The 25,164-nt window shown below is 66.1% G+C and carries 18 protein-coding genes and 1 tRNA gene; 14 read left to right on the forward strand and 5 right to left on the reverse strand.

All coding sequences use genetic code 11. The features are described from left to right. Window positions 1–82: 82 nt before the first annotated feature. From KF688_06195 to KF688_06205, 3 genes are all read left to right on the forward strand, one after another. Window positions 83–1,309, forward strand: a complete 1,227-nt coding sequence (locus KF688_06195; protein MBX3425253.1) for an FtsX-like permease family protein — start codon at window positions 83–85, stop codon at window positions 1,307–1,309. A 209-nt stretch (window positions 1,310–1,518) separates the two neighbouring features. Then, complete coding sequence (devC, locus tag KF688_06200; protein ID MBX3425254.1) at window positions 1,519–2,715, forward strand: ABC transporter permease DevC; 1,197 nt, start codon at window positions 1,519–1,521, stop codon at window positions 2,713–2,715. Window positions 2,716–2,776: 61 nt separating this feature from the next. Further along, window positions 2,777–3,922 (forward strand): ATP-binding cassette domain-containing protein, encoded by a 1,146-nt coding sequence (locus tag KF688_06205; protein ID MBX3425255.1) that lies wholly within the window; start codon window positions 2,777–2,779, stop codon window positions 3,920–3,922. 89 nt (window positions 3,923–4,011) lie between these two features. Here KF688_06205 and KF688_06210 read toward each other — a convergent pair whose 3' ends face one another. Next, window positions 4,012–5,448, reverse strand: a complete 1,437-nt coding sequence (locus KF688_06210) for a hypothetical protein (GenBank protein MBX3425256.1) — start codon at window positions 5,446–5,448, stop codon at window positions 4,012–4,014. Window positions 5,449–5,685: 237 nt separating this feature from the next. Here KF688_06210 and KF688_06215 point away from each other — a divergent pair, with 237 nt between their 5' ends. The 7 genes from KF688_06215 to KF688_06245 all read left to right on the forward strand — a co-directional run bounded on the left by KF688_06215 (window position 5,686) and on the right by KF688_06245 (window position 13,982). Beyond that, complete coding sequence (locus KF688_06215) at window positions 5,686–6,375, forward strand: class I SAM-dependent methyltransferase (protein MBX3425257.1); 690 nt, start codon at window positions 5,686–5,688, stop codon at window positions 6,373–6,375. Window positions 6,376–6,538: 163 nt separating this feature from the next. Beyond that, the gene (locus tag KF688_06220; protein MBX3425258.1) at window positions 6,539–7,537 is read left to right on the forward strand and encodes an AAA family ATPase; all 999 of its coding nucleotides are present in this window, start codon (window positions 6,539–6,541) and stop codon (window positions 7,535–7,537) included. Window positions 7,538–8,021: 484 nt separating this feature from the next. After that, window positions 8,022–9,695: a S41 family peptidase gene (locus tag KF688_06225; GenBank protein ID MBX3425259.1), complete on the forward strand. Its 1,674-nt coding sequence runs from the start codon at window positions 8,022–8,024 to the stop codon at window positions 9,693–9,695. Window positions 9,696–9,863: 168 nt separating this feature from the next. Then, window positions 9,864–10,454, forward strand: a complete 591-nt coding sequence (locus KF688_06230) for a hypothetical protein (protein MBX3425260.1) — start codon at window positions 9,864–9,866, stop codon at window positions 10,452–10,454. 340 nt (window positions 10,455–10,794) lie between these two features. Then, window positions 10,795–12,327 (forward strand): tetratricopeptide repeat protein, encoded by a 1,533-nt coding sequence (locus KF688_06235; protein MBX3425261.1) that lies wholly within the window; start codon window positions 10,795–10,797, stop codon window positions 12,325–12,327. A gap of 135 nt (window positions 12,328–12,462) precedes the next feature. Then, window positions 12,463–12,551 (forward strand) — tRNA-Ser (locus KF688_06240). Window positions 12,552–13,190: 639 nt separating this feature from the next. Then, entirely contained in the window at window positions 13,191–13,982 is a 792-nt protein-coding gene (locus tag KF688_06245) for a hypothetical protein (protein ID MBX3425262.1), read from the forward strand. Window positions 13,983–13,993: 11 nt separating this feature from the next. Here KF688_06245 and KF688_06250 read toward each other — a convergent pair whose 3' ends face one another. From KF688_06250 to KF688_06265, 4 genes are read right to left on the reverse strand one after another with little or no spacing between them, the layout of a single operon-like run. Continuing rightward, the gene (locus KF688_06250; protein ID MBX3425263.1) at window positions 13,994–16,891 is read right to left on the reverse strand and encodes a DUF4982 domain-containing protein; all 2,898 of its coding nucleotides are present in this window, start codon (window positions 16,889–16,891) and stop codon (window positions 13,994–13,996) included. 3 nt (window positions 16,892–16,894) lie between these two features. Next, entirely contained in the window at window positions 16,895–18,304 is a 1,410-nt protein-coding gene (locus KF688_06255) for a glycosyl hydrolase 53 family protein (GenBank protein MBX3425264.1), read from the reverse strand. Window positions 18,305–18,306: 2 nt separating this feature from the next. Next, complete coding sequence (locus KF688_06260; protein ID MBX3425265.1) at window positions 18,307–20,100, reverse strand: hypothetical protein; 1,794 nt, start codon at window positions 20,098–20,100, stop codon at window positions 18,307–18,309. Window positions 20,101–20,103: 3 nt separating this feature from the next. Next, window positions 20,104–20,661, reverse strand: a complete 558-nt coding sequence (locus KF688_06265; GenBank protein MBX3425266.1) for a sigma-70 family RNA polymerase sigma factor — start codon at window positions 20,659–20,661, stop codon at window positions 20,104–20,106. A gap of 453 nt (window positions 20,662–21,114) precedes the next feature. On the opposite strand from KF688_06265, the gene KF688_06270 reads away from it, so the two are divergent. The 4 genes from KF688_06270 (at window position 21,115) to KF688_06285 (ending at window position 25,114) form a co-directional block, all read left to right on the forward strand. Further along, the gene (locus tag KF688_06270) at window positions 21,115–21,846 is read left to right on the forward strand and encodes a hypothetical protein (protein MBX3425267.1); all 732 of its coding nucleotides are present in this window, start codon (window positions 21,115–21,117) and stop codon (window positions 21,844–21,846) included. Between the two features lie 72 nt (window positions 21,847–21,918). Continuing rightward, entirely contained in the window at window positions 21,919–22,878 is a 960-nt protein-coding gene (locus KF688_06275; GenBank protein ID MBX3425268.1) for a hypothetical protein, read from the forward strand. Between the two features lie 29 nt (window positions 22,879–22,907). Continuing rightward, window positions 22,908–23,915, forward strand: coding sequence for a DUF1559 domain-containing protein (locus KF688_06280; GenBank protein MBX3425269.1), 1,008 nt, complete (start codon window positions 22,908–22,910; stop codon window positions 23,913–23,915). A gap of 35 nt (window positions 23,916–23,950) precedes the next feature. Beyond that, window positions 23,951–25,114, forward strand: coding sequence for a glycosyl hydrolase 53 family protein (locus tag KF688_06285; GenBank protein ID MBX3425270.1), 1,164 nt, complete (start codon window positions 23,951–23,953; stop codon window positions 25,112–25,114). The last annotated feature ends 50 nt before the right edge of the window (window positions 25,115–25,164 follow it).

A 25,164-nucleotide genomic window follows, 5' to 3' on the forward strand; every position in this document is an offset into this window, starting at 1 on the left:
GCACCGGTGCGGCGGCCGGTCCTTCGCAAACCCTCGCCCCGTACGTTCGACAGCGCTTGCGGAACACCGGCCATGCGTCCCCATGAACACGCCCCTTGCTTGGAAGAACCTGCTGCATAACAAGGTGCGGACCGCGGTCGCGCTGGCCGGGGTCGCGTTCGCCGTCATCCTGATCTTCATGCAGTTGGGATTCAAAGGGGCGGTTCGCAAGACGGCGACGCAGATTTACGACGCGCTGGACTTCGATCTTATGCTCCGCTCGCCGGAGTATCTCCACCTGACCGACCCAGGGACGTTCCCGGCCGAGCGGATCTATCAGGCCGAGTCGTTTCCCGGGGTGACGCAGGTGCGCCCGCTGTACCTGGGCCTCAGCGAGTGGCAGCGTCCGCAGCGCAGCGACTTGCCGCCGGAGAATTGGGACGGCCAGTGGCGAGGCATTATCTGTCTGGGCGCCGATCCGAATGATCCGCCGTTCACGAGCGAGGCCTTGCGCACCACGGCTCGCGGGCTGACCGATCCGCGTTTCGTGGCGATCGACTCGAAGAGCAAGGCCGACTTCGGCCCTGTCGACGGCCGACGGTTCGGCGCCAAGGATCTGGGAGTCGAGACGGTGCTGGGGGGCGGGCGCGTGCGGATTATCGACGTGTTCGAGTTGGGGACGGGTTTGGCGTGCAACGGGGCGTGCATGGTCAGCCCCGCGGGGTACGCGACGGCGTGCCCGTGGCAGTCGCTCGATCAAATCAACCTTGGCTTGGCGAAGCTCGCGCCGGGGATCGAACCCGAAGCAATGCAGCGCGAGCTGCAGCGACTGGTGGGGCCGACCGACACCGACCCCGAGCGACCGCAAACCTCGGCCACGCCGGCCGACGTCGAGGTGCTGACCCGGGACGAGGTGATTCGTCGCGAGGAGTACCGCTGGGTCGAGCAAACGCCGCTGGGAAAGATCTTCACCTTTGGCGTGTGGGTGGCCATGTTCGTCGGGGTGGCGATCGTGTACCAAGTCCTCTCGACCGATATTGCCAACATGATGGGGGAGTACGCCACGCTCAAGGCGATGGGATACTCGAACCGCTACCTGACGCGCGTGGTGCTCGAGCAGTCGGTGTTGTTGGCGCTGATCGGCTATGTGCCGTCGTTGGTCGCCAGTTGGGTGTTGTACAAGATCGTCGGCGCGACGTCGGGCATGCCGATGTCGCTCACCCCGGGCATCGCGGGCTTGGTGCTTGTGCTGGCGGTGGTCATGTGCGTGCTGTCCGGAATGGCGGCGTTGAGAAAACTGTATCAGGCCGATCCTGCGGACCTGTTCTGAACGGTCGTTGCTGTCACGATGGAATCACAACTGGACAGGATCACAGGATTGGCACGATTGAGAGGATGACGATTGGGGGGGCTGACGATCAGATTCACTCCTTACTAGCCGAGCTCCGCCCACGTTCCGAGAAAACGCAAGTCCGCATCAAGCATTCATCCTGCCGATCCTGAAACCCCTGTTCTCCAGTCCTCCCCAAACCCAGCATCATGCGATTGTCCCCCCGCAAAACGCCGCTCGCGTGGAAGAATCTCACGCACGATTGGCGCCGGCTGGCCGTGGCGCTGGCGGGGATTGCGTTCGCCGTGTTGTTGATGTTCACCCAAGTCGGGTTTCAGAACGCGCTGTTCGACAGCCAGGTGAAGATCATCGACGATCTGCAGGGGGACGTCTTCCTGGTGAGCCGGGCCAAGTACACGCTGGCCGCCGAGAAGCGGTTTCCGCTGACGTTGGTGAAGCGAGCCGCATCGGTCACAGGGGTCGCCGGGGCGTATCCGCTTTACTCCGAGCTGACGTTGTCGCGGCTGAAGAATCTGTCCCCCAACCGGCGGAGCAAGGGGTTCCCGATCCGTTCGATCGGGTTCCACCTGGAAGACCCCGTATTTCGCACGCCGAGCATCAAGCGGCAGCTCGACAAGCTCCACCTGCCGGGGTCGGCGCTTATCGACGTCTACAGCCGGAAGGCGAACTTTGACTTCCCGGTGAGCGACGACGCGGCGCTCGAGGCCGCCCCCGCGGAACTGGCCCGCAAGCAGATTCGGCTGGTCGGCTCGTTCGAGTTGGGGACCGACTTCGCTCACGACGGCAATTTGGTGATGAGCGCCCGGAGCTTCGCCGACTTTTTCCCCGAGCGAGTGCAGTTCGGCGATCCGTTGAGCGTCGTCGACCTGGGGATCGTCCACGTCGAGTCGGGCGCCGACGTCGTCCAAGTGCGGGATCGATTGGACGCGATCATCGACGATCGCGTTTACGTGCTCACGCGCGATCAGTTTCGCAAGCAGGAAGTGACCTTCTGGGACACGAGCACGCCGATCGGCACGGTGTTTTTCGCCGGCAAGGTGATCGGGTTCATCGTCGGGATGGTCATCTGCTATCAGGTGATTTACTCCGACATCGCCGATCACATGCCGGAGTTCGCCACGCTCAAGGCGATGGGCTACTCGACCGGGTACTTCGTCCGGCTCATCGTCGCCGAGGCGGTTCTGCTGGCCTTGGTGGGGTTTGTCCCCGGGGCGCTAGTGAGCTACGGCTTGTACCACGTGCTGGCCGGAGCGACGGGCTTGCTGATGAAGATGACCGTCGTCTCGGCGCTCACGGTCCTTGGGCTGACTTTGGCCATGTGCATCGGTTCGGGTCTGTTGGCGGTACGCAAACTGTTGTCGGCCGACCCGGCGTCGTTGTTTTAGGACTTGCAGGCGGGGCGCTTGTCGCCCGTCACCTATCACCAGTCACCAATTGCCACCTCCCATGTCCGCCACCATCTCCTTTCCTGCGACCAGCGGCGTCTACACCGGCGGGGCGCAGTTGCCCAAGACCGTCAAGGTCGCGGGGGTCAACCATTACTTCGGCGAGGGCGAACTGCGCAGCCAGGCGCTGTTCGAGAACAATCTCGACGTCCGCCGGGGCGAGATCGTGATCATGACCGGGCCCTCGGGCTCGGGGAAAACGACTCTGCTCACCCTCATCGGCACCTTGCGGACGGTGCAGGAAGGGAGCCTCAAGGTTCTCGGGAACGAGCTCCACGGCGCCAGTCGCGAGCAGATCAACCGGCTGCGGCAGGAGTTGGGGTTCATCTTCCAGGCACACAACCTGTTCGGCTCGCTCACGGCCCATCAGAACGTGAACATGGCGTGCGAGTTGGTCGGCATGGAGCGGCGCGAGTCGGACCGGCGGATTCGCGCGCTGTTGGAACGGCTCGGCCTCGGCGAGCGGATCGACTACAAGCCGGACCAACTCTCCGGCGGGCAGAAGCAGCGGGTCGCGGTCGCGCGCGGATTGGTGCACACCCCCAAGATCGTGCTGGCCGACGAGCCGACCGCCGCGCTCGACGAGAAGTCGGGCCGCGAGGTGGTGACGCTGTTTCAGGAGATGGCCAACGACCACGGCAGCACGATCATCATGGTCACGCACGACAGCCGCATCCTCGACGTCGCCGACCGCATCGTGAAGATGGAGGGAGGGCGGATCAAGGCCGACTCGGCGGTGCAGGAGACCTCGGTCATCTGCGAATTCCTCCGGCAGTTCCCGCTGTTTTCCAGTCTCACGCCGACGACCCTCACCGAGGTCGCCGACAAGATGCGGGTCGAGACCGCCGAGCAGGGGGACGTCGTCATTCGCCAGCACGACCCGGGCGAACTGTTCTATTTGATCCGCTCGGGAAGCGTCGACGTGCTGGTCGACGACGGCAAGCAGACTCGGACCGTCGCGGTCCTCAAGGAAGGGCAGTACTTCGGCGAAGCGGCTCTCATCCGCGACGAACCGCGCAACGCGACGATCGTCGCTCGCGAGCCGTCGGTGTTCTACACGCTGGGCAAGGCTGACTTTACGAAGACGTTGGAACGGGCGGCGAGCTTCAAAGAAGAGATTCAACAGGCGCTGTTCAGCCGAACTTGACGGCGGATTCCAAGCAGCGACATGCTCACGACATCCGCGGCCCGGCGGGGCTGTTTCTGCGCGGCGCTTGCCGCCGCAGGGCGTTGTCGCTAATTGTCGTCTTCGTCGCGCGGGCGGGTCGTTTCGGCCAGACGCCACGCCAGGAGCCCGACGAGGCGGAAGTAGGCGAGCGAGGCGCCGACCGCCAGCGGCGGGGCGAGCAGCAGTGCAGCCGACGGGGCGGCCTGAATGAGCGCGGCGGCGCCGATCCAGATCGCGGCCGCTTGGACGTAAAATGCCAGCCATGCTCCGGCGCGAAGCACCAGAGTTCCGCACAGCCGCGGCGAAACGATCGCCAGCGGCGAGCCTTGCTCCAGGGCCGAGAGCAGCGCGACCGGCAGGCACGCGAGCCACACGGCCGCCGCGACGGCATAGCGAGCTTCGAAGTCCAGCGGAACGAACTTCCAGGCGAGCCAAGCGGGGATGGCGCTCATCACCCCCGAGGCGAACACGACCCCTGCGTCTCCCAGCCAATCGTAGAAATTCGCTCCTGGCGGGCTGTGAAGTCGATCGTGGCCGTCGGAGCTCTCGGCGATGATCGCCAACCACAAGGCCGAGGAGGCCAGGAACCACAGGGTGCCGAGCATGATCGCCGCGGCGAAGAAGCAGAGAGCCATGATGGCGCCCATCCCCCCCGCCATGGCCATCGACGCTTGCGAGGCGAGCCACGAGATCGCTACGAGCAGCGCCGACAGCGTCACCCAGCGGGTCAGGATCCCCTCAGTCCGCAGCATGCGAAAGGCCCGCCAGAGGTGAGGCGGCGGGGCCGGCTCGCGGGGGTCGGCGTAGCCGGGAATGTGCCCCGGTCTGTTGCCGTGCTTGGCCCGCGCTGCATCGTGCCGTTCGGCTTCGACCAGGGCGACAATCCGGGGGACGGGACGCGGCGTCGGGGCCGACGCCTCGTCGAGTTCGTACTCGTCCCCGTCGGCGACCGCTTGGAGAGCTTGAGGAGGCCGTGCGGCGGGGGCCTTCACAAGAGTCAGGGTCCCGCAATCGGGGCACGCGATCTCCGAGCCGACCTGTCGCGGATCGGCTTGCATCAGCGTGCCGCAGAGTCGGCAGGGGACGGAGAGAACGGGCCGTTGTCGCGCGGCGATCTCGGCGGGGAGGGGCGCCTCGTCGGGGCCCCACAGTTCGTACTGCTCGCCCAGCATCGCCGCGGGAATCGTGGGCGCCGGCGGCGACGGGGGAGGGGGGACCCGCTGCACGCGACCGCAGTCGGGGCAGGCGACCTTGCGGCCCACGATCGACGCGCTGACGGTCATTCGCGTGTCGCACAGCGAACAGTTGAAGCTGACGTGCTTCGGCGCCGGGGGCTTCGGCGGGGGGACGGGGGGCGCGAGGCCCGTGCCGACGACGCTGATGGGGAACACCTCGCCGCACCGGGGGCACTTGCCGTTCCGGCCGGCCATTTCGGCGCGCACCGCCACCCGCTGCCCGCACTTAGGGCACGAGAGGGCGACGACAGTCGGATCGGGCACAGGCATGTCGGACAGGCGGGTGGCCTCGGAAGAAAGGATGCACGCGTCAGTTCAAATTGTCTCACGACTTGCCGGATTCGGCAGACCGGGAGGCAAGGAGCCGCTCAAGAGCGCCTGGCGACTGGATTCTCGCCCCGCGGCAGGTCAAACTTCAAGCACCCGGGGCGCCTTGTCGATTGGAGACGTTCCGAGCGACTGCAGCTCGCTGCGAGCGTGCCTGAACGAGACGAAGGTTGTTGATTCATGGGATTGCTCCGTCGACTGGGAAACGCCGCTCGCGAGCAGGGGGTGCGGGGGATCGTCGCCAAAGCGGCGGCGCGGCCGGCCGACTTCTGGTTTGATTGGCGGTGGGGAGTCGAGACTCTGGCGGTCGAGACGCTCGACGGTCACGCCATCGCCGACGGGGATCGGCGACTCGGGGGCTTCTACGAAGGGAGCCGGACTCTCGCCGTGGGGGCCCTGTTGACCGATCTGCGGCGAACTCCCTCGGGCCAGGGCGCCCTGGTCGACGTCGGCTGCGGCAAAGGAAAGGTGCTGATGCTCGCGGCGCTGGCCGGCTTTTCGACCGTCCGGGGCGTCGAGTTCAGCCGCGACCTGTGTGACGCGGCGCGAGAAAATTGGCGTCGATTTGCGGTCCGGTCGCGGTCGGCCGCGACGTGCGAAGTGATCGAGGCCGATGCTGCGGCGATGGCGTATCACGGCGACGAGTCGCTGTTTTTCTTCTTCAACCCGTTCGTCGACAGCGTGCTGCGAGGGGCGCTGGTGCGAATTCGCGAATCGCTCGCTGAGCGGCCCCGCGATGCGCGGCTCGTGTTCGCGTGCATGAACGAACCTTTTCGCCGGGTGCTCGCCGAGGAACTCGATCTCGCGTTGGAACGCGAACCGACTCGTTGGGGCGTGCGGTTCAGCGTGTATCGACCGCGGCCGTCGTGACGCCGGTTGGCGATTTGCGTGCGGCTGCGCTCCGATCCGAGCCCCCGTCGCTGGAAATGCAAACGGACTCCGGGCCGCTGCTGCGAGCGCGTCGACGGCCTCCGGCCGGAATGTTAGGCTGACGCGTTCAACGGCAGTCGAACCAATCGCAAGGGAGCTCGGCGTGTGGCGTGGCGTTCGAGGACATGACGAAGCGGTCGAATCGTTCCGCCAGGCGCTCGCTTGCGGGAGGCTGGCGTCGACGTATCTGTTCGTCGGCCCCGACGGGGTCGGCAAGCGAACCTTCGCCCGTCGCTTGGCCGAGTGTCTGCTCTGCACGATGACTTCCGAAGTCGAACTGACCGCGTGCGGGGAATGCGACTCGTGCCGACTGTTCGCCGCGGGCAATCATCCCGATCTCGACGAGGTGACTCGCCCCGAAGGAAAGCGAACGTTGCCGATCGAGCTGTTCGTCGGCGATCGCGACCATCGCAATCAGACGGGGTTGTGCCACAACATTTCGCTGCGTCCGCTGTTGGGACGGCGACGGGCGGCGATCATCGACGACGCCGACTGGCTGGGGATCGAAAGCGCCAACAGCCTGCTCAAGACGCTCGAAGAACCGCCGCCGGGGGCGATCATCATCCTGGTGGGGACGAGCCGCAGTCGCCAGTTGCCGACGATCCTGTCGCGGTCGCAGATCGTGCGATTTGCGCCGCTGGAGCGGGGCGATCTGGCGAGCATCCTGGTCGAGCAGGGATTGGCCGCTGATGCCGATGAGGCGCAGCGTCTGGCGGAACTCGCGGGGGGAAGCGTCGCCGCAGCCCGCGAGTTGGCCAGCCCCGAATTAGCGTCGATGCGCGACCGGTTCGTCGCTTCCTGGCGACGCGACCAGATCGACCTGCCGCGGCTCTGCAACGAACTGGGGGAGTTCGTCAACGCCGCGGGAAAAGAGGCCGAGGCGAAGCGCGCCCGGCTGCGGCAATTGCTGACGCTGGTCGCCGAGTCGTGGCGCGTCGAGTTGCGGGAGAAGCTTGCCGACGGCACGGAGGTCGAGTTCCTGCTGGCGGCGCTTGACCGAACCATGACGGCCGAGGAGCAACTCGACCGCAACGCGAATCAGGCGACGCTGCTGGAGTGCTGGGCGAGCGATCTGGCGGCGGTGCGATCGAGTCGCGCCTGACGGCGCCAGCGGCGCCGGCTTACGCGGCGCCGAACCGTCCCGCGGTCCCTCGCGTAGGAATGGCCGTGGAGCCGGCGACGAGATGCGCCGGCCTTTCTGGCAGGACGCCCGTCCGTCGCTTTTCGTACGTCCGCACGAGCCCTTGTTCCCCCGGGCGGGAACGTGCCGCGGCGCCGCCGTCATAACCCCGATCCCCCGCAGTTCGCTCAATTGCGGCAGAATCGGCTCGCCGGTGGGAATTGCCGCAACGCCTTTAGCGGTCGTGGGGGCCGACGGTCGCGAAAATCCCCAGGTTTCGTCGCCGCAATTTTTTGACGGCGTGCGGCGAGTGACCTATATTTTCGCGGGCCGCAAGCCTAGACCCGCTTCTGGTCCGCCCTGGCCGAGCGAGCGAACCCATCCTGAAGTTCGCTCGCTCGGCGTCAGCGGCGCTCGCCGTGGATGTGCAGCGACGACCTCTCCCCTCGACGGTACGGATTCCCCCATGCAGTTTCGGGTCTTCGCCCACTCTTGCCGGTCTCTGGTCCTGTGCGCCGCGGCCGGTCTTGCCGCGCCGGTTTCAGCCCAAACGACGCTGACGATCGCGGGCGATGCGCCGACCGTGACGACCGCGGCGTCGGTCGCGCTCGAGCGAGGCGCCCAGTTGGAACAGCAGCGCCGCTGGGGCGACGCGCTGACCCATTACGAGCAGGCTTTGCGGGAGTTTCCCGAGGATCGCCAACTCGCGCAGCGACTCGATCAGGCCAAGCTGCACTACAGCCTTGAGCGGCGGTACAACGACCGCAGCTTCCTCGACTCGGTGCGATCGCTGTCGGTTCAGCAGTCGCTCGCACTCTACGGCGAACTGCTCCGCAAAATCAACACGCATTACGTGACCGCTCCCCCTTGGACCGAGCTGGGAGTCCGTGGGGCGGTCGGGTTGGAGACGGCCCTGTCGGACGCCGCCTTCCAGGCCGCGCACCGCGTGCAGACGTCCCCCGAGAAGATCGCCCAGTTGCGGCAGGGGATCTATCAGTCGTTGAGCCGGCGGCAGCTCTTGGGGCCGGACGACTTGGTGGCCCTGGCCGCCGACGCGGCGAAGATCGCCGAGCAGCTGGTTGGCGCCCCGCAATCGGCCGCCATTTTGGAGTTCGTCGCCGCCGCGGCGGGGGGGCTCGACGATTACTCGGGCTATCTCACGGCCGATCAACTGCGGGACGTTTACTCGCAAATTGAAGGGAATTTCGTCGGGCTGGGGGTCGAGCTCAAGGCCGCCAACGAGGCCCTGCTGATCGTCCACGTCATCCCGGGCAGTCCTGCCGAGCGGGCCGGCATTCGCGACAACGACCTGATCGTCGCCGTGGACGGCCGCAGCACTGCGGAGCTCTCGACCGAAGAGGCCGCCTCGCTGCTGACCGGTCCCGAGGGGAGCTACGTACGAGTCGGCGTGCAATCCCCCGGACAGGCCGCTCGACAGATCACGATTCGCCGCGAACATGTCGACGTTCCCGCGCTGGAGAACGTCCACATGCTCTCCGCCGCCGAGGGACCGGTGCAGGCGGGGTTCGGGGTCGCTTACGTGAAGATTCCCGCATTCCAGAAGTCGACGGCCCGCGAGTTGGAGGCCGCGCTGTGGGACCTGCATCGCCAGGGGATGCGGTCGCTGGTGCTTGACCTGCGGGGCAACCCGGGCGGGTTGCTGACCGCGGCGGTCGAGGTGGCCGACAAGTTCATCACCCAGGGCAACATCGTGGCTACCCGCGGTCGCAGCCCGCAGGAAGACTTTAATTACCAGGCCCACTACGGCGGGACGTGGCGGGTGCCGCTGGTGGTGCTGATCGACGGCGACAGCGCGTCGGCCAGCGAGATCTTCGCCGGGGCGATCAAGGACAGCGGCCGGGGGGTCGTCGTCGGCCAGCGGTCGTACGGCAAGGGCTCGGTCCAGGGGATTTTCCCGCTGGGATACGCTGGGGCCGGCATCCGGCTGACGACCGCCCTGTTTTACTCGCCTAGCGGCCAGAAGATCAGCAAGGCCGGGGTGACTCCCGACGTCGAGGTGCGGGTCGTCGCCAAGCCCGACTTGACCGCCGGCCATGCCGCGCCGCTGGGAGATGAAGTTCTTCGCCGCGGGATCGAAGCCGTACAGAACGCGGCTCGGCAGCGGGTGGCGACGCGGTGACCGCGCGTCTGGGGGCGGGCAAAAGCGGCGATTTGCGGTCTCCCCGTTGACGGAAGGGTCGCAGACGCCGATACTTACGCTTCATCTGGCGACCGCCAACGCACGGCGTTATCCCCCTCTGCGGTCGCGATTCTCTGCCTGACGACGGGTTTGCGGGGCGGTCTAGCTATGGCTTACGACGACGACGATTTGTTCGGCGAAGACTTCGATTTTGTCGACGAGGACGAAATCGACGCGTCCGACTCGGACGAGGATTCGGAACTCGACGAAGAGAAGCCGAAGAAGAAGACTGCGAAGCGCTCGCCGCGGAGCAAGTCCGCCGCGAAGCCGGCCAAGAAGGCCCCCGCGACCCGGTCTCGCAAAAAAGTCCCGGCGAAGCCCGTGAAGGCCGCGCCGGTCGAGGACGAGGAGCCCGAACCTCCGCTGTTCGACGCCGACGAAATCGAAGACGTTGACGAGACCGAGGAAGTCAAGCCGGCCGGGGCCCTGGTCGATGCGGCCGACGACCCGCTGGCGGCGGACGACGATTCCTCGCCGCTCGAAGCGGACGTTCCCAGCGAGGCGGCCGACCATCTCGTGCATATTTATCAGCACGGCGTCTTGAGTCGCACCATTCCGCGCAAGTTCACAGATGAAGACGCTGTGAACTTCGCCGTCGAGTATTCCCGCACGGGCAAGTCGTATGGTCGGCGCGCCGTGGCGATGCCGCAGGACGAGACCCCGGCGCAGATGTTCGACAACGCAGCCAAGGGGGGCTGAATCGCTCTGCGCTCACGCTCGGCCGTCGCATGCACGGTGGCGGGCGCTCCGGTTACGCGGTCGTTGCGACCGGCATGCCCGGGGCGATCGGCGCCAACGGCGCAGCACGATCAAACCGCCCCCCTTTTCAACCAGCGTCCCGGCAAAATGCGTGCGGGTGCGCCGCGGACCGTGTTACGATAATACGGACCCTTCGACGTTCCTCCGCGATCCGCCGAGTTCGAGGCCGCCGAGTTCGAGGCCGCCCGGCCTTGGACGGCGACGTCGCGTTGCGGAGAAGGTGCAACGTCGGCGCCGCTTGGGGTTCCGAGCCTAGTTTTACGACGACGATGAGGGCGTTATGAGACTTGCAGTGGGACGATTCGCATTGGTGCTGTCGGCGGTCGCGGTCGGCTGGGGATTTGCCGAGCCGGTTCGCGCCCAGGAGCTCTTCCGCAACCCGGAAGCCGAGACGGCGTACAAGCAGGCCGTCGAACTCCTCGATGCCGAGAAGTACGTCGAGGCGCTCAACGAAGTGAACAAAGCGCTGCAGATCGACCCGACTTACGACGTCGCCTACGTCGTCAAAGGGGACGCTTTGAGGGGGATCAAGGAGCATGGCGCCGCGGCGCTGGCCTACACCAAGGCGATCGAACTCGACGCCAACTCGGCCGCCGCTTACAACGGCCGCGGCGAGGCCTACCTCGAACTCGAACCGGTCCAGGTCGAGCTTGCGCTGAACGATTTCCGCAATGCGCTCGACCTGAACCGCGACGATCCCAAGATTCTTGCCAACCTTGGGCACATCTCGGTGGTTTACATGCAGGACCCGGTCTCCGGGATCCGGCTGCTCAACGAGGCGATCGCCCGCGACGAGTCGAACGCCCGCTCGTTCCGCGATCGGGGGCTCGCCCAGGCGATGCTCAAGGAGTTCACGAAGGCCGAGGAGGATCTCAAGAAAGCGACCGAGGTCGATCCCGAGGATCATGACAACTTCATGACCCTGGCGAACATTTATCAATTCCAGGAAGACTACAAGAGCGCCGTCGGGGCGCTGACCGACGCGATCCGGGCCTACGAGCCCGAGAAGCTGACCGACCCCAAGACGTACATCGGCGCTTACCTGCTGCGGGCCGATGCGTGGTTGGCGATCGGCAAGGAAGAGGAGGACAAGGCCGCCCGCAAGGAGGCGTTCGAGAAGGCCGTCGCCGACGCCGACGCGGTGCTCGACGAGTACGAGGATCGCTTTCCGGAGTCGGGATACGCGCTGTTTCGTCGGGGGATCGCTCAGCGGCATTTGGGCCAGTACGAGCGTTCCATCGACACGCTGACGCAGGCCATTCAGATCGTCCGGCCCGGGCAAGATGCGCCCTACTTGGCCGAGGCGTACCTGCGACGGGGGATCAACTGGTTCTACATCGGCGACGTCGATTTGGCTCGGGGCGACTTTGAGCAAGCCGCCAGCACGGGCGACGGTTATCGCGACCCGCGGGTGTACCTGTGGATCGGCTACACGTACTTCAAGAGCGACGACCTGCGGACCGCCATCGATTACTACGCCGAGGCAATCGCCAAAGATCCCGAATTTACGCTGGCCCACGTCAACCGCGGGTTGGCCTACATGAAGCTCGGCGAGTATCGCAAGGCGCTCGGGAGCTTCAACAACGCGATTCGTTCGGAGCCGAGCGTGGGCGAACATTACTACCGCTCGGGCCAAGCGAACATGGCGATGGAGAAGTACCAGCAAGCCGCCGACATGTTCAGCCTCGCCGTGCTCAAAGACGAAAAGAACCCCAAGTACCGCAAAGCCGCGGCCGAGGCCTTGCGCTTGGCCGGCAAGGAATCGCTGGGCGACCGCTGGCAGCGCGAGGCCGAGCAACTGCCGACCGAGTGACGCACTCCGCCCCGGCCGCGCCACGACCGCTTGCCGGTCGGCAGGTCGGCAGGCGCCGGGGATCGCAGACCTTGCAACGCCGGCCGTTTTGCGTAGAATTCCTGGCTCGGCCGGCAAACCGCGGGCCGACGCCCGGGAGAGGTGGCAGAGTGGTCGAATGCGCCGGTTTGCTAAATCGGTGAACCCTTTACGGGGTTCCGCAGGTTCGAATCCTGTCCTCTCCGCTTGAATGCTTCAGCAGCCGCAGTTCGCTTCCCGATAGCGAACTGCGGCTGCTTTTTCTTGCGGCCGATCCCTTCGATCCCAGAGTCTCCCGCGTTCGCCCGTTAGCGGGCCAGGATTCGCAATGCCTCCGCGTTGCGAATTCATGCCGGATCGCATGCGACGTCTCGACTCTTGCCGAAGGCCGTCGACGGTCATCGGCTTCGGCATCCGCGACTCCGTAGCGACTCCCGTCAGGGCGGAGCGAGCGCTTTGCCGACGGCGACTTTGCGTTCTTGCGGCCTCTCGCCAGGCGCCGTCGTTCGCTTTGCAGACGGAGCCGAACCGACGGCGAAAGTCGAGCGACGAACTCCGCGATCCCCTGATAGAAAATAGCTAGTCGTCGACCGACTCGATCGGATGAACAAGTCGCATGATTCCGCCGCGCCGCGCTCGTCGGTATTGTCTGGGACATGCAGAGCCGTTACCATGCAAGGGCTTAAGCACATCGTAGGCGACGTCGTTGATCAATGCTCCTTCGATCTCGTCGCGGTCATGTGCTCTTGCTAAATTCGTCGACCCCGCCGCGCATCGCCGATCGGCATCGCTAGCTCCGCGGGATCGCTTGTTGATCTTTGTTGCTCCCCAGGCGAGATACTTCGATGACAGCGTCCCGCGAGTCGGCTCAAGCGAAAGAACTATGCACCCCCGCGGAGCTGAGCCTCGTGCGGGCCAGTCTCGACGCGGCGACGAAGTCCAAGTCGGCGGGCGAGATCACCAAGTTGGCGACGCGGGCGAGAAGTCTGGCTGACAAGTGGAACGGCCTTGCCGTCAAGCAGCGCCGCGCCGCGCAGCAGGCCAAGGGCGCGCGCGAGGTCGAGGTCGCCAAGCGGAGCGAGGCGAAGGCGGCGTTGTTTACCGCGGCCCGAGCGCGATTGGAACGCCTCGCCGCCGCGGCCGCGACCTCCGGCGCCCCGACTCGTTCCGCCGCGACCAAACCGAGCAAGCGGAAGCGGGCGGCGGGACACCGTGCCGTTCGCGCGGCGGTAAGGGCCAAGTTGGACGAGGTCCGCGACGAGTTGAGTCCCTCGGCGGCGAACGCTTCGCCCGCGCCGGCAAAGAAGGCGAAGAAGAAAACAGCGAAGAAGAAGGGCGCCGCGCCGAAGTCAGGCCCTGCGGCAGCCAAGAAGACGAAAAAGAAGGTCGCGAAGAAGGGGACCAAGTCTACGGCCGCCAAGAAGAAGGCGACCAAGAAGTCGGTGACCTCGACCCCCGCCCCGAAGAAGGCCGTCGGCCTTACGAGCGCGAAGGTTGCCAAGACGCCGAAGCTCCGCAAGGCCGAGTCCGCGGTCAAACAGGCTCGCATCCAGGTGAGCGGCAAGTCCACCCGGGTGCGAGGCCACGTTTCGGCTCGCGGGAAGCGGGCGCAGGGCCGCCGCGACGGGCGGGGTTGATTTAGCTCCGCTCACTCGCCGACTGTGATCCGCGATGTCGCCGGCATCATGCCGGTCGCCTCGGCCGTCAGTTCCGCCGCGCCTGGGCCTTCGTCGCGCGAGCGGACGACGACCATCGCCTTGCCGTGGAAGAGCGAGATTGCATCCCCCTGAAACGGCTCGAGCGACAGCGGGTCGCCGTTGCCGAGGCCGACGACTTCGGCGGGGCCGCTCAGCGAGACGCGGACCTTGTCGCCGGCCAGCGGGCAAGTAACGCCGTGCTCGTCCAACGCCTCGACGAGCACGAAGCTCAGGTCGTCTCCGTCGGCCTTGATCCGATCGCGATCGGGCGAAAGCCGAAGGCTCGCCGGCGGGCCGGGCGTTCGCATCGTTGCGACGCCGATTTGCTCCTCGCCGCGGTACGCGACAGCCTTCAGTTCGCCCGGCTCGTAGAGGACGTCGTCCCACCGCAAGCGATACTGACGCGTGACGTCGTAGTAGGGGCTGTCGACCTGGGCGGGATAGACGCGCACGTCGACGATCTCTGGAGCAGCGTCGTTGCGCGTCTCGGTGAAGTCGACCCGCAGGTAACGCCCTGCCGCCGCAAGATGGTGGACCCCCTCGCGCGGCGCACCCCACATCGGGGCGTCGCTTGGCGCCTTGGCGCTAACGGTCTCCCAGGTCGTGGCGTCGTCGGAGACTTGCAGACGGTAGCCGTAATTTTTCGTTTCGCCGCGGAATCGCAAGTGGACCGAGCCGATCTGCTGCGCGACGCCGAAGTCTAGCTGCAGCCAAGCGGTTGCGGTTCCGCGCTCAGTACGCCACGCCGTGCCGTCGCGATCGTCGATGGCGAGCGCAGCCAGCTCGGTTGCTGCGCTTGCGCTGATCGCGACGGTCTGCGCTTGGGTCAGGCTCATCGGCCGGGGAGCGATTTCCCCCTTTGTTCGCCGACCGAGCGATCGGCCGTTGAGGAACAACTCGGCGGAGTCGCCGCTCGTGTAGACGAACACCGGCACCGGCTGGCCGACCCGGTCGGGCCAGTTCCAATGGGGGAGAATGTGGACCGTCTCGACATCGCGGCGCCAGTGGCTGCGATAAAGCCAATATCTGTCCTTGGGAATGCCGCACAAGTCGACGATGCCGAAGTAGGAGCTCTTGGCGTCCTGCTCGAACGGGGTCGGCTCGCCGATGTAGTCGAACCCGGTCCAGACGAACTCGCCGGCGACGAACGGGTCGGCTTCCATCAGCCGGAATTCGACGTCGGCCAGATCGGACCAGGGAGCCGCGTTGAGGTCGTAGGAGTCGACCTGCTTGCGGGCGGAGTACTCGGTCTTGAGCCCCGGCAGCGGCAACTCGTAGAACCCGCGGGTGCTGAGCGCCGAAGCGGACTCGCTGTAGATGATTGGCAGGTGAGGCGAGCGCTGGCGGAACGCGGCGTACCGCCGGGCGTAGTTCCAGCCGGTGAGATCGAGCTTGTCGAACATCCCCTGGGCGACCTGTTGGGGGATGTGGCACCCCAGCCCGACGGGGCGCGTTGCATCGAACGACCGGGCGAGGTCGGCGATCATGGCGACCCGTTCGGGCGTCACCCCCTCGCGATCGCCGGGAATCTCGTTGCCGATCGACCACACGACGACCGACGGGTGATTGCGATCGCGCTTCATCATCGCCCCGAGGTGCCGCTCGGCGTGCTCGCGGTGCGACGGTTTGCCGTCGACCCGATCGGCGGTGCCGTTCCATTTGTCGAACGCCTCGTCCCAAACGACGATCCCCATCCGATCGCACAGGTCGAGCACCTCGGCGGCGGGGGGATTGTGGCTAGTGCGCAGGGCGTTGACGCCGATCTCTTGCATGATTTCCAGTTGCCGCTCGGCGGCCCGGACGTGGAAGGCCGCGCCGAGGGGCCCCAGATCGTGGTGCAGATTCACCCCTTGGAGCTGCACGCGGCGGCCGTTCATGTGGAAGCCGTCGTCCGCTGTGAACTCGAACGTACGGATGCCGAAGGGGACCGCGACCTGGTCGACGAGCTCCCCGGCGTGCAGCACCGCGACTTCGAGCGTGTACAGCTCGGGATGGTCGACGTCCCACCGCCGCACCGGGGCGACGGACAACGAAACCGTCGCCTCCGAGGCGCCGGGGGCGAACTCTTGGGCGAGCGCCTGCTTGGCGACCTGCTTGCCGTCCGGGGCGAGCACTGTGACGACGAGCTCGACCTGCGCGGCGGTCGCCTCGCAGTTGGCTAGGGCGACCACCGCTTGCACCTCGGCCCGATCGTCGGCGACTTGGGGCGTCGTCACGAAAACGCCGTGATAGTCGACGTGCACCGGGGAGCGGAGTTCAAGCGTCGCTTTGCGATAGATCCCGGCGCCGGGGTACCAACGGGTTTGATGTTTGGTCGTGTCGACGCGCACCGCGACCACATTGTCGCCATGCAAATCCACAAAGGGCGTCGCGTCGATCCGGAAGGGCGTGTAGCCGTAATCCCATTCGCCAGCCAGATGGCCGTTGACGTAGACCTGCGGGAACGCCATCACCCCGTCGAAGTCGAGATAGACGCGCGTCCCGGCGGGTTCGTCGAGCTTGACGTGCCGGCGGTACCAGCCGACGCCGCGCCAAGGCAACTTGCCGGCGTAGCCGTTCTCAGCGGGATCGAACGGCCCGGCGACGGCCCAGTCGTGGGGGACGCGCGCTTTTTGCCACGCGGCGTCGTCAAACTCGGCGGCTTCAGCGCCGGCAGGGTCGCCTAGGCAAAACCGCCAGCCCTGCGTCAGCGCAACTGACCGGCGACCGGCCGGGCGGGTTGCAGGGGAGTTCTCCGCCACGGCGAGCGGACTTGGCACGGCGATCACGGCCGCCAGGATCGCTGCAGCGGAGAGCGTCGCGCGGGTCGGCAGGGGAAGGAGTCGCGACGCAAGGGGCGAGCCAATCATTCTTCACCGTGAGGGGGAGCGGCGCCAACGCCAGGCGATCAACGCAAGCGATGCGGCGACGGCCAAGGCGCTGGGTTCGGGAATCGTCGTTGCAGGGGCTTGGAAAAACTCGGTCAGGGCTCGTTGCCAGACGAGGAGATCGGCCCCGTCGACGCGCCCGTTTCCGTCCGCGTCGGCGTCGAGTCCTTGCCCAGCGAGGCCGTACATCGAGGACCAGATCGCCAAATCGTCGCCGTCGACGACCCCGTTGAAAGTGAAGTCGCCGGGTAGCGGGGGATTCACGGCTCGGAACACGTCGATCGCCGGCAACAGATTGCCGCCGGCGTCGAACAGCCCATAGCGTCCCCCTTCGTAAACGCTCAGTCCGCTGACGGGAACGGCCTCAGGATACCACCAAAACACCCCGCGGCCCAAGTCGCCGGGGACGTTTTGCATGAGGTCCACCAGACTCTGCAAATAGGCCTGCTGGCCGGCGGGGGTGACGGGGAACTCGTACTCTTGCGGCTCGAACTGGGCGCCCCGCGACGGGAACCCGGCCTCGACGATCACCACGGGTTTGCCATACGTCGCCGCGGTGTTGTTGACGTTTTGCTCGACCTGGGCGATCGTCCCGTGCCAGCGCGGATAGTAGCTGTACCCGATCATGTCGAAGTCGACGTTTCGTGCGACGAGCCGGTTGAAGTACGACGAGGTCGTGCCCCATGCGTCGCCCCGATCGTGATGGAGCATGATCAGCGGTTCCTGCTCCGGGCCGGCCCCGGCCTTTGCGCCGGCGATGCCCGCTTTGAGGAGGTCGGCCAGCCGATCGAACCCGGCGTTGTGCGAACCGCCGCTCCAGGGGTAGCCGTCGTTCCACAAGAGCCCATTGGAGATTTCGTTGCCAATCTGCACCATTTCGGGAGCGGCGCCGGCGGCGACGAACGCGGCCATCGAGTCGCGGGTGTAGTCGTGGACCTGCTGCTCGAGCGCGGCGCCGGTGAGATTCGTCCAGGCGGCCGGCTTGGTCTGTCGCCCGGGATCAGCCCACGTGTCGGAGTAGTGGAAGTCGAGCAGCAGCTTGGCGCCGGAGGCTTTGACTCGCTGGGCGAGGTTGATCGTGTAGGCCAAGTCGTTCGTGACGACCCCTTGGCCGTTCGGGTTGACGAACAGCCTCAGCCGGAACCAGTTGACCCCGTGCTCGCGGAACATCGGCACGAGGTCGCCCGGGCGCCCCGCGTCGCGGTAGACCGCGCCGCGACTCTCAAGTACAGGAAGAGCCGAAATATCGGCGCCGGTCATGAACTCCGCCGCGGCCGGCGCGACGCCGAGCAGCAAGCTTGCCGCCGCACAGACTGGCGCACTTGCCCGACAGAATCGCTTGGCCCGTCGTCCGCCGCGGGGCGACGAGGGGAAGAAGAGTCTTCGCCTGTTCACGATCAGTCCCTCTCGGCGCCCTTGTCCGCCGAATGCAATTCGAGCGGAATTTGGTACTTCTCGGACAGATACGCGACAGTCGCCGCCAGTCGTTCGTCGGACGCCGCGTCGTTGAAGATCATCAACTCGGCGAGATCGCCGTGGAAAAACAGCTCCTTCCACGCATGGCGGCCGATGATCTTACGCGAGGTGAGCGCCTGAGGGGCGAAGGCGCGCGACTCGCCGACGCGCCGGCCGTTGATCCACAGGTCGGCCTTGCCGCGGCGATAGTCGTAACGGTAGGCGATGATCGCAGGGCGTTCGGGGCCCAGCGGGTCGGCGTCGACGCGCCCGGTCTCGACGACGGCGCTTCCGATGAACCCGGCGAACACCTGGGCGTTAATCCGCGAGGGGCGAAAGTCGGCTTCCAACAGCGGTTCGCCGATCTGCAGGATGCCGGGGGAGAGGGTGTTGCTCGCCTCGCGGCTAGGGGGGCCATCGTAGTTAATGATCTGCCCCCCCCACTGGCGACCTGGTGCGAACGCCCCAGGGGAGAATTGACACGCCAGGACCACGGTCTGGTCGTCGGTCGTTTCCAGCGGCGTCGTCACCAAATGACTGGCCGCGCCGTCGAACCGTATCGCGGGCAGGCCGTTCATCGCCTGCGGTTCCAACCGTGGTCGGGCGGCGGGTTCGGACTGCGTTGCGTCCTCGGCCGTGCGGTTGTCGGACAATAGCAGATCTTGCCATGCGAGGACCCGCCCCTCGCGATCGGTCGACACCCCCGCGTCGGCCGCCAGCCACAGGGCCAGCCCGGAGCCGTCGAAGGGGTCGGCGCCCTTCCGCTGCGGCCTACGCAAGGCCATCAGCGGCGAGTATTCCTCCGCATTGAGCAAGATATCGACCGCCGCTCCCCCCTTGTCGACTTTGACCGCGCCATTTTCGTGGATGTGGACCGACTTCGAGCGGTCTGCTTCCGCGCGCTGCGAGGGACTGTAGAGGACCTCCCCTTCGAAGACGTGCAATTCGGCGTCTCCGTCCTCGTCGACGGAAATTCCGAATGCGGTGCCGAGATCGACGAAGTCGACTTCGGGCGAGAGGATGGCGAACGAGAAGGCGCGCCGCGGGACGTTGGCCGCCAGCTTGCCTCGGCGCAGCACCCCGACCATTTTGTCGCGGATCGTGAAGCTGCAGGGTCCCTGCAGCATGACCTCGGCGCCGCACTCAAAGGTGATCTTGGCGAGCCCGCGATCGAGTTCAACGACGGCGCCGTCGACGAGTTGCTCGCCATGCCGGTAGCGGACGGCGCCGGGCGTCCAGACCGCGTCGGACAATTGGGTCACGGTCGCCGCGACCGAGGTCCGAGCCGGCGCGTCGAGTTCGGCCAGGGGGGCGTCCGGCGCACGAGCGGGCCAGGCGAGGATCGCCAGCGCCGCGGCCGCCAAGGCCAGCGGGACCAAGGCGAGCAGGCCCCGCGACATCGCTCGATTTGGCGCGAGGGGGGCGTCGCAGGAGTCGATCGGGACATCGTCGCCTGCCTCGAACCGCGAACCGCCGGCTTCGGTCCGCGGCCGCACCGGCCCCGGCATCCCCCCGGCGTACTGGCTCATAATCGAATGAAGCTGCTCTTCGGCGACCAGCTCCAGGATTTGGCGATGCACGAGCGACCGCTCCGCCATCCGCGCGGCGACGGCCTCGTCCTCGGCGACGAGCCGTTCCAGCAGTCGCACGTCCTCGACGCTGGCGACGCCGTCGAGATACCGATCGACGAGCGGATCGAGATCCTGAGGCAATCGCAACGGGTCGGCGTCGGTCATGGGTCAGGCTCTCCCTTGAGCCAAAGTACGTCGAATGCAATCCAGCAGTTCGGTTCGGACGCGGTGGAGCATCACCGATACGGCCGAGGCCGACATGCCAAAGCGGACGGCGACGTCGGCCACGCGGCAGTTTTCGCCGTAGCGCATCTGCAGCACGTCGCGGCGGCGTCCCTGGATCTTGGCCATGCAGTTATGCAGGGCGTCGCGGCGCTCTTCGGCGGCCGGTTCCAGGCGTTCGAGCGCCGCTTCAAGCTGCTCGAGCGCGGGTTCGTTCAGCACCAGCCGATCGCGCGTGCGGGTTCGGTAGTACTTGAGGATGCGGTGTCGCGCGATGCCCATCGCCCACGACGCGAACGATCGTCTTCGATCGAACTCGTGGAACTTCTCGGCGCACACCTGGGCGACCTCCTGGACGATGTCCTCGACGTGGTGCCGATCGACGACATTGGCGCTGACATAGGCCGAGATCACGGCCTGGGCGCCGACCCACGCGCCCGCCAGCTCGCGCATGCGAGCGACGTCGCCGGGGTCTGTTCGGTTCTCATCGTGCGAGTCGGTCATTGGTCCGCCGCCTGTCACTGGGAGGAGCGTGCGCGACGAAGGCGCAGAATCTCCCGTAGTACTTCCCCCCTCGGTCGCGGTTGATTATCCAAGATCCAGGCGAATTTTCTGAGATTTTCGCCGGCGTTCGGCGGGAAGGGACGGGGGCGCCCGCGTGTCGCGATCCTGAGTGCACCGCCGACGTTCCGTTGCGGACGGGGGCCTCGGACCAAGGGCCGGAGCCTGGCCCGGGGCGCCGCCGTAAGCTTCCGGATCGGCAAGATATCCCGATTTTTTAAGCTAAGAGTCTGGAGTCGACGGGGAATCATTTCGTGGAGGCAACGCCCTGCCTGCCTGCGCGATCCGTAAGGGAAACGGGCGTACTTGTCACGGCGGGCCCAAACTGCCGTAGCCGACGTTGAGTCGGCCGGTTTGGGCGAACATTCTCATCGACGGCTTGGGAGCTTGCGACTCATGAGATGCACCAAATTGGCGGGTTTGGCCCTGGCAGCGACTCTGCTGACGGCCCCGGTCGCGCGGGCCGGCGAGTTCACGGTCTCGTATCTGGACGGCGGCAGTTGGAGTTCCGTCTACGCCCAGGGATTCTCTCCCTCGCTAGGCGACACGCCCAGCCAATCCCTCGGAGCCGGCGACGCTGTGTCGCTCCGCAAGTTCGAGTTCTTCAAGTCGGGCAACGCCGATGCGGCCGCTGACTTTCAGTTGGCGATCCTCAGCAACATCTTCGCCGATCTGACGGGACTTTCAACGGGCCACGGCGCCTTCGTCGGTTTGTCGACGAACACGATCGCCAGCACCGCGGGGATCGCGACGGGGGATCCGATCGTTTTTGACTTCGCCGACTTGCCGCTCGCCTACGGCGGCAACTATGCGGCGGTGCTGGTGACCGAAAGCGCGGGAGCGTTGACGCCCGTGCTGGTCTCGGCCCTGACGACCAACTACGTCGAGACCCCGCCGGGGTCGGGCAGCTATCACCCGGCGACCAACTACGGGGCCGAGGATCAGTTTCAATACGCCACCAGCAACTTCATTGCGACGAATCAATTCGGCTCGTTCTTCAACACGTTTTCGTTCGCCGGTGACGCCAATTTTCGGGCGACGCTGTTTGCGGTGCCGGAGCCCGAGACGCTGGCCGGGGCGGCCGTTGCGGCGACGATCGCCGCGCTGTTTCGTCGCCGGCTTCTCTGATTCACGTGATTCTTCCACGGAACGTTTCAGTCGGCGGATCGCTGCCGACCGCCTGATAGGGAGTCGTCGGTCATGATGAGAATTCTCCGTGCCGCGCAAGCGGCGACGATCGGGGCGGTGCTGCTCGTCGCCGGCGAAGCCACGCGCGGCCAAACGCCGTTCACCTCGTCGTTCACCACGGGTTCCAATTGGAACACGATTTACGCCCAGGGGTTCTCGCCGATGGAGAACGCCAGTCCCGACCCGGGGCTGAGTCCGACCGATCTTGTGGCGCTCGACGCGTTTCAGTTCTACAAGTCGGGCAACGTCGACTCGGCGGCGAATATCCAGCTCGCGATCGTCAGCAACTACTTTCTCAATCTCGACGAGTTGACGACGCTTTCGACGGAACTCGTCGGTTTGTCGACGAACACGATCGCGTCGACCGCTTCGATCGCCATGGGAGACCCCATTGCCTTTCAGTTCAGCAGCATTGAGTTGACGTTCGGCGACGACTACGCGGCGATCTTCGTGACTCGCAGCGGCGACTCGCTGATCCCGGTGCAAGTGTCGGCGATGATCGCCGACTATGCGGAGACGTCCCCCGGCTCGGGCGTCTGGGCGCCGACGGCCGATTACGGCGATCCCGAGATTGATTACTTCAAATCGGTCAGCAATTTCCTCAGTTCCAATGAGTTCGGGACTTACCTCGTCACGTTCAACCCGCCGTATGCGGACGCCGTGTTTGTCGCATCGTTCAACCAGCCTGGCGCACCGCTCGCCGGCGACTACGACGACAACGGAACGGTCGACGGCGGCGATCTGACTGTCTGGAACGGGCAGTACGGGCAGACCGGGGCATCGTTGGCGGCGGACGGCAACGGCGACGAGATCGTCGACGGAGCCGACTACCTGCTGTGGCAGCGGCACTTCGGGCAGGGCGGGCCCGCGGTCGTTGCGGCCGCCGCGGTTCCCGAGCCGGCGTCGTTCGCGCTCGCCGTCTTGCTGGGCGGGGGACTGGCGGCGATCGCACGGACGAGCTCTCTCGGGTGAAGTCCCGTCGGGCGAAGAAAGGATTGAGCATGTCTGTGAGGAACGATCGCACCGCGCTGCGCCGACATGGTTTCACCCTCGTGGAGCTTCTGGTAGTGATCGCCATCATCGGCGTGCTGGTGGCCTTGCTGTTGCCGGCGATCCAAGCGGCGCGCGAAGCGAGCCGACGTACCCAGTGTCTCAATCAAATCCGTCAAATTGCGATGGCGGCCTTGAACTACGAGTCGGCGCGGCGACAGTTCCCCCCCTCGGTCGACAAGGGGTCGTACAGCTATCTCGCGACGACCCTCCCTTACTACGAGGGGCAGGCGATGTACGCCGCGATCGACTTCACGCGGCGCCCCAGCGACGCGACGCTGCCGTTCGAGACCCCGTTCTTGCGGTGCCCTAGCCAGGAGGCGGTCGAGCCGACCGTCGTCTTCAACGGCACGAGCGAGACGACCGAGGAAACCTCCAAGCGGGGGCACTACTACGCCGTGAACGGAGCGAAGGTCGAGGACCGCTGCCCCGGCACGGAACCGTTTCAGCTCACCTCGTGCGGGCCGCTTGCGAAGATGACGAGGTGCGAAGACGCCGCCGACGCCCGCGGCGGACACGCCACCAACGGCGTGATGTACCCGCTCAGCACGACCAAGCACGGCGAGATCACCGACGGCACGAGCAACACGTTTCTGGTCGGCGAGTGCTCGTGGAATTTCGGCGGCGTCGCGGCCCCCTGGTACACGGGCGCCGGGTTCTGGGCCGGCAACTTCGACAACGCCGAGCGACTGCAATGGCTCGCCTCGCGAGTGGGGGACGGGTTCTGGATTTACAACTCCGCCCAGATTCGCTGGGGATTGCAGGAGCGATCGAACGTGCTGAACGTCACCGCCAAGAAGGCGTGTCACAGCGATCTCAGCTTCGGCAGTTCGCACGCCGCGGGGTGCCACTTCGCGATGGCCGACGGTTCGGCCCGCAACGTCGCCGCGTCAGTCGACCTCGTCGTGCTGCAGTACTTTGCCTGCCGCAACGACGGACTGACGGCGACCATGGATTGATCGGATTGATCGCTCAGGCCCGGAACGAGAACCCTATGCCCGCGCCGCAATCGCTTCTGCCGTTACGAGCCTCGGTGCAGAAGCAAGGCGTGCGACAGCAGCGGGTCGCGCGCCGGACAGCCAAGGGGCGGCTCGTCGCGGGCCTGGTGCTGGCTCTCGATTTTTCTCGACTGGCCGCGGCCGAAACGGCCTCCGAGCGGCTTGGGTACGCCGTCGGCGCCGACGTGTCGTTCCTCTTCAGCGCCGAGCAGACGGGACGCCAGTTCAAGGACGACGGGGTCGTCAAGCCGGGATTGCAGATCCTGAAGGACCACGGCTACGACTGGGTTCGACTGCGGTTGTTCCACACGCCGACCCGGTTGCCAAACGATTTGGAGTACACGCTCGCCGCGGCCAAGCAGGCCAAGGCGCTGGGTTTTCGCTTCCTGCTCGACTTCCACTACTCCGACACGTGGGCCGATCCGGCGAAGCAGTTCATACCCATTGCGTGGCGCGAGTTGGACCATGACGGCTTGGTCGAGGCGGTTCGCGCCTACACTTGCGACGTGATCGCCGCCTTTCGTGAAGCGGGGGCAGCACCCGACATGGTGCAGATCGGCAACGAGGTGATCGCCGGAATGCTGTGGCCCGCTGGCCGGCTTCCGCAACGGTGGCCCGAGTTCGCCGAGTTGACAAGGGCCGGCGTGCGGGGAGTTCGCGACGGCAGCGGTTCCGACCAGCCGCCGCTGGTGATGATCCACATCGATCGCGGCGGCGATCTGCCGGCGACCAAGTCGTTTTTCGACAACTGCCGCCGACATGGGATCGAATTCGACGTCATCGGGCAGTCGTACTATCCGTGGTGGCACGGGTCGTTGGACGACCTGCGAGCGAACCTCGACTTCATGGCTGCTAGATACGAGAAAGATATCGTGATCGTCGAGGCCGCCTACAACTGGCGCCCTGCGGAGTACCGCGATCGGCCGGCGCCGTATCCGGAAACGCCCGAAGGGCAGCGGGCGTTTCTGGCGGCGCTGGACGAGACGGTTCGGGCGACCCCCCACGGCCGCGGCAAGGGGGTGTTCTGGTGGGAGCCGGCCGTGGCGGGAGGTCACATCGCCGGCCGCGGCATGTTCGACGACCAGGGGAATGCGCTGCCGGCGGTCAAAGTATTTGATCGCCGAGTCGAAGCTTCGGCGACCTCCTCCGTCGCGGAATGAACCACGGGCTTCGCATGCCATGCCGCAGCCGCCGAGGTTGCGGGCGATCG

Source organism: Pirellulales bacterium (assembly GCA_019636345.1).
Lineage (GTDB): Bacteria > Planctomycetota > Planctomycetia > Pirellulales > Lacipirellulaceae.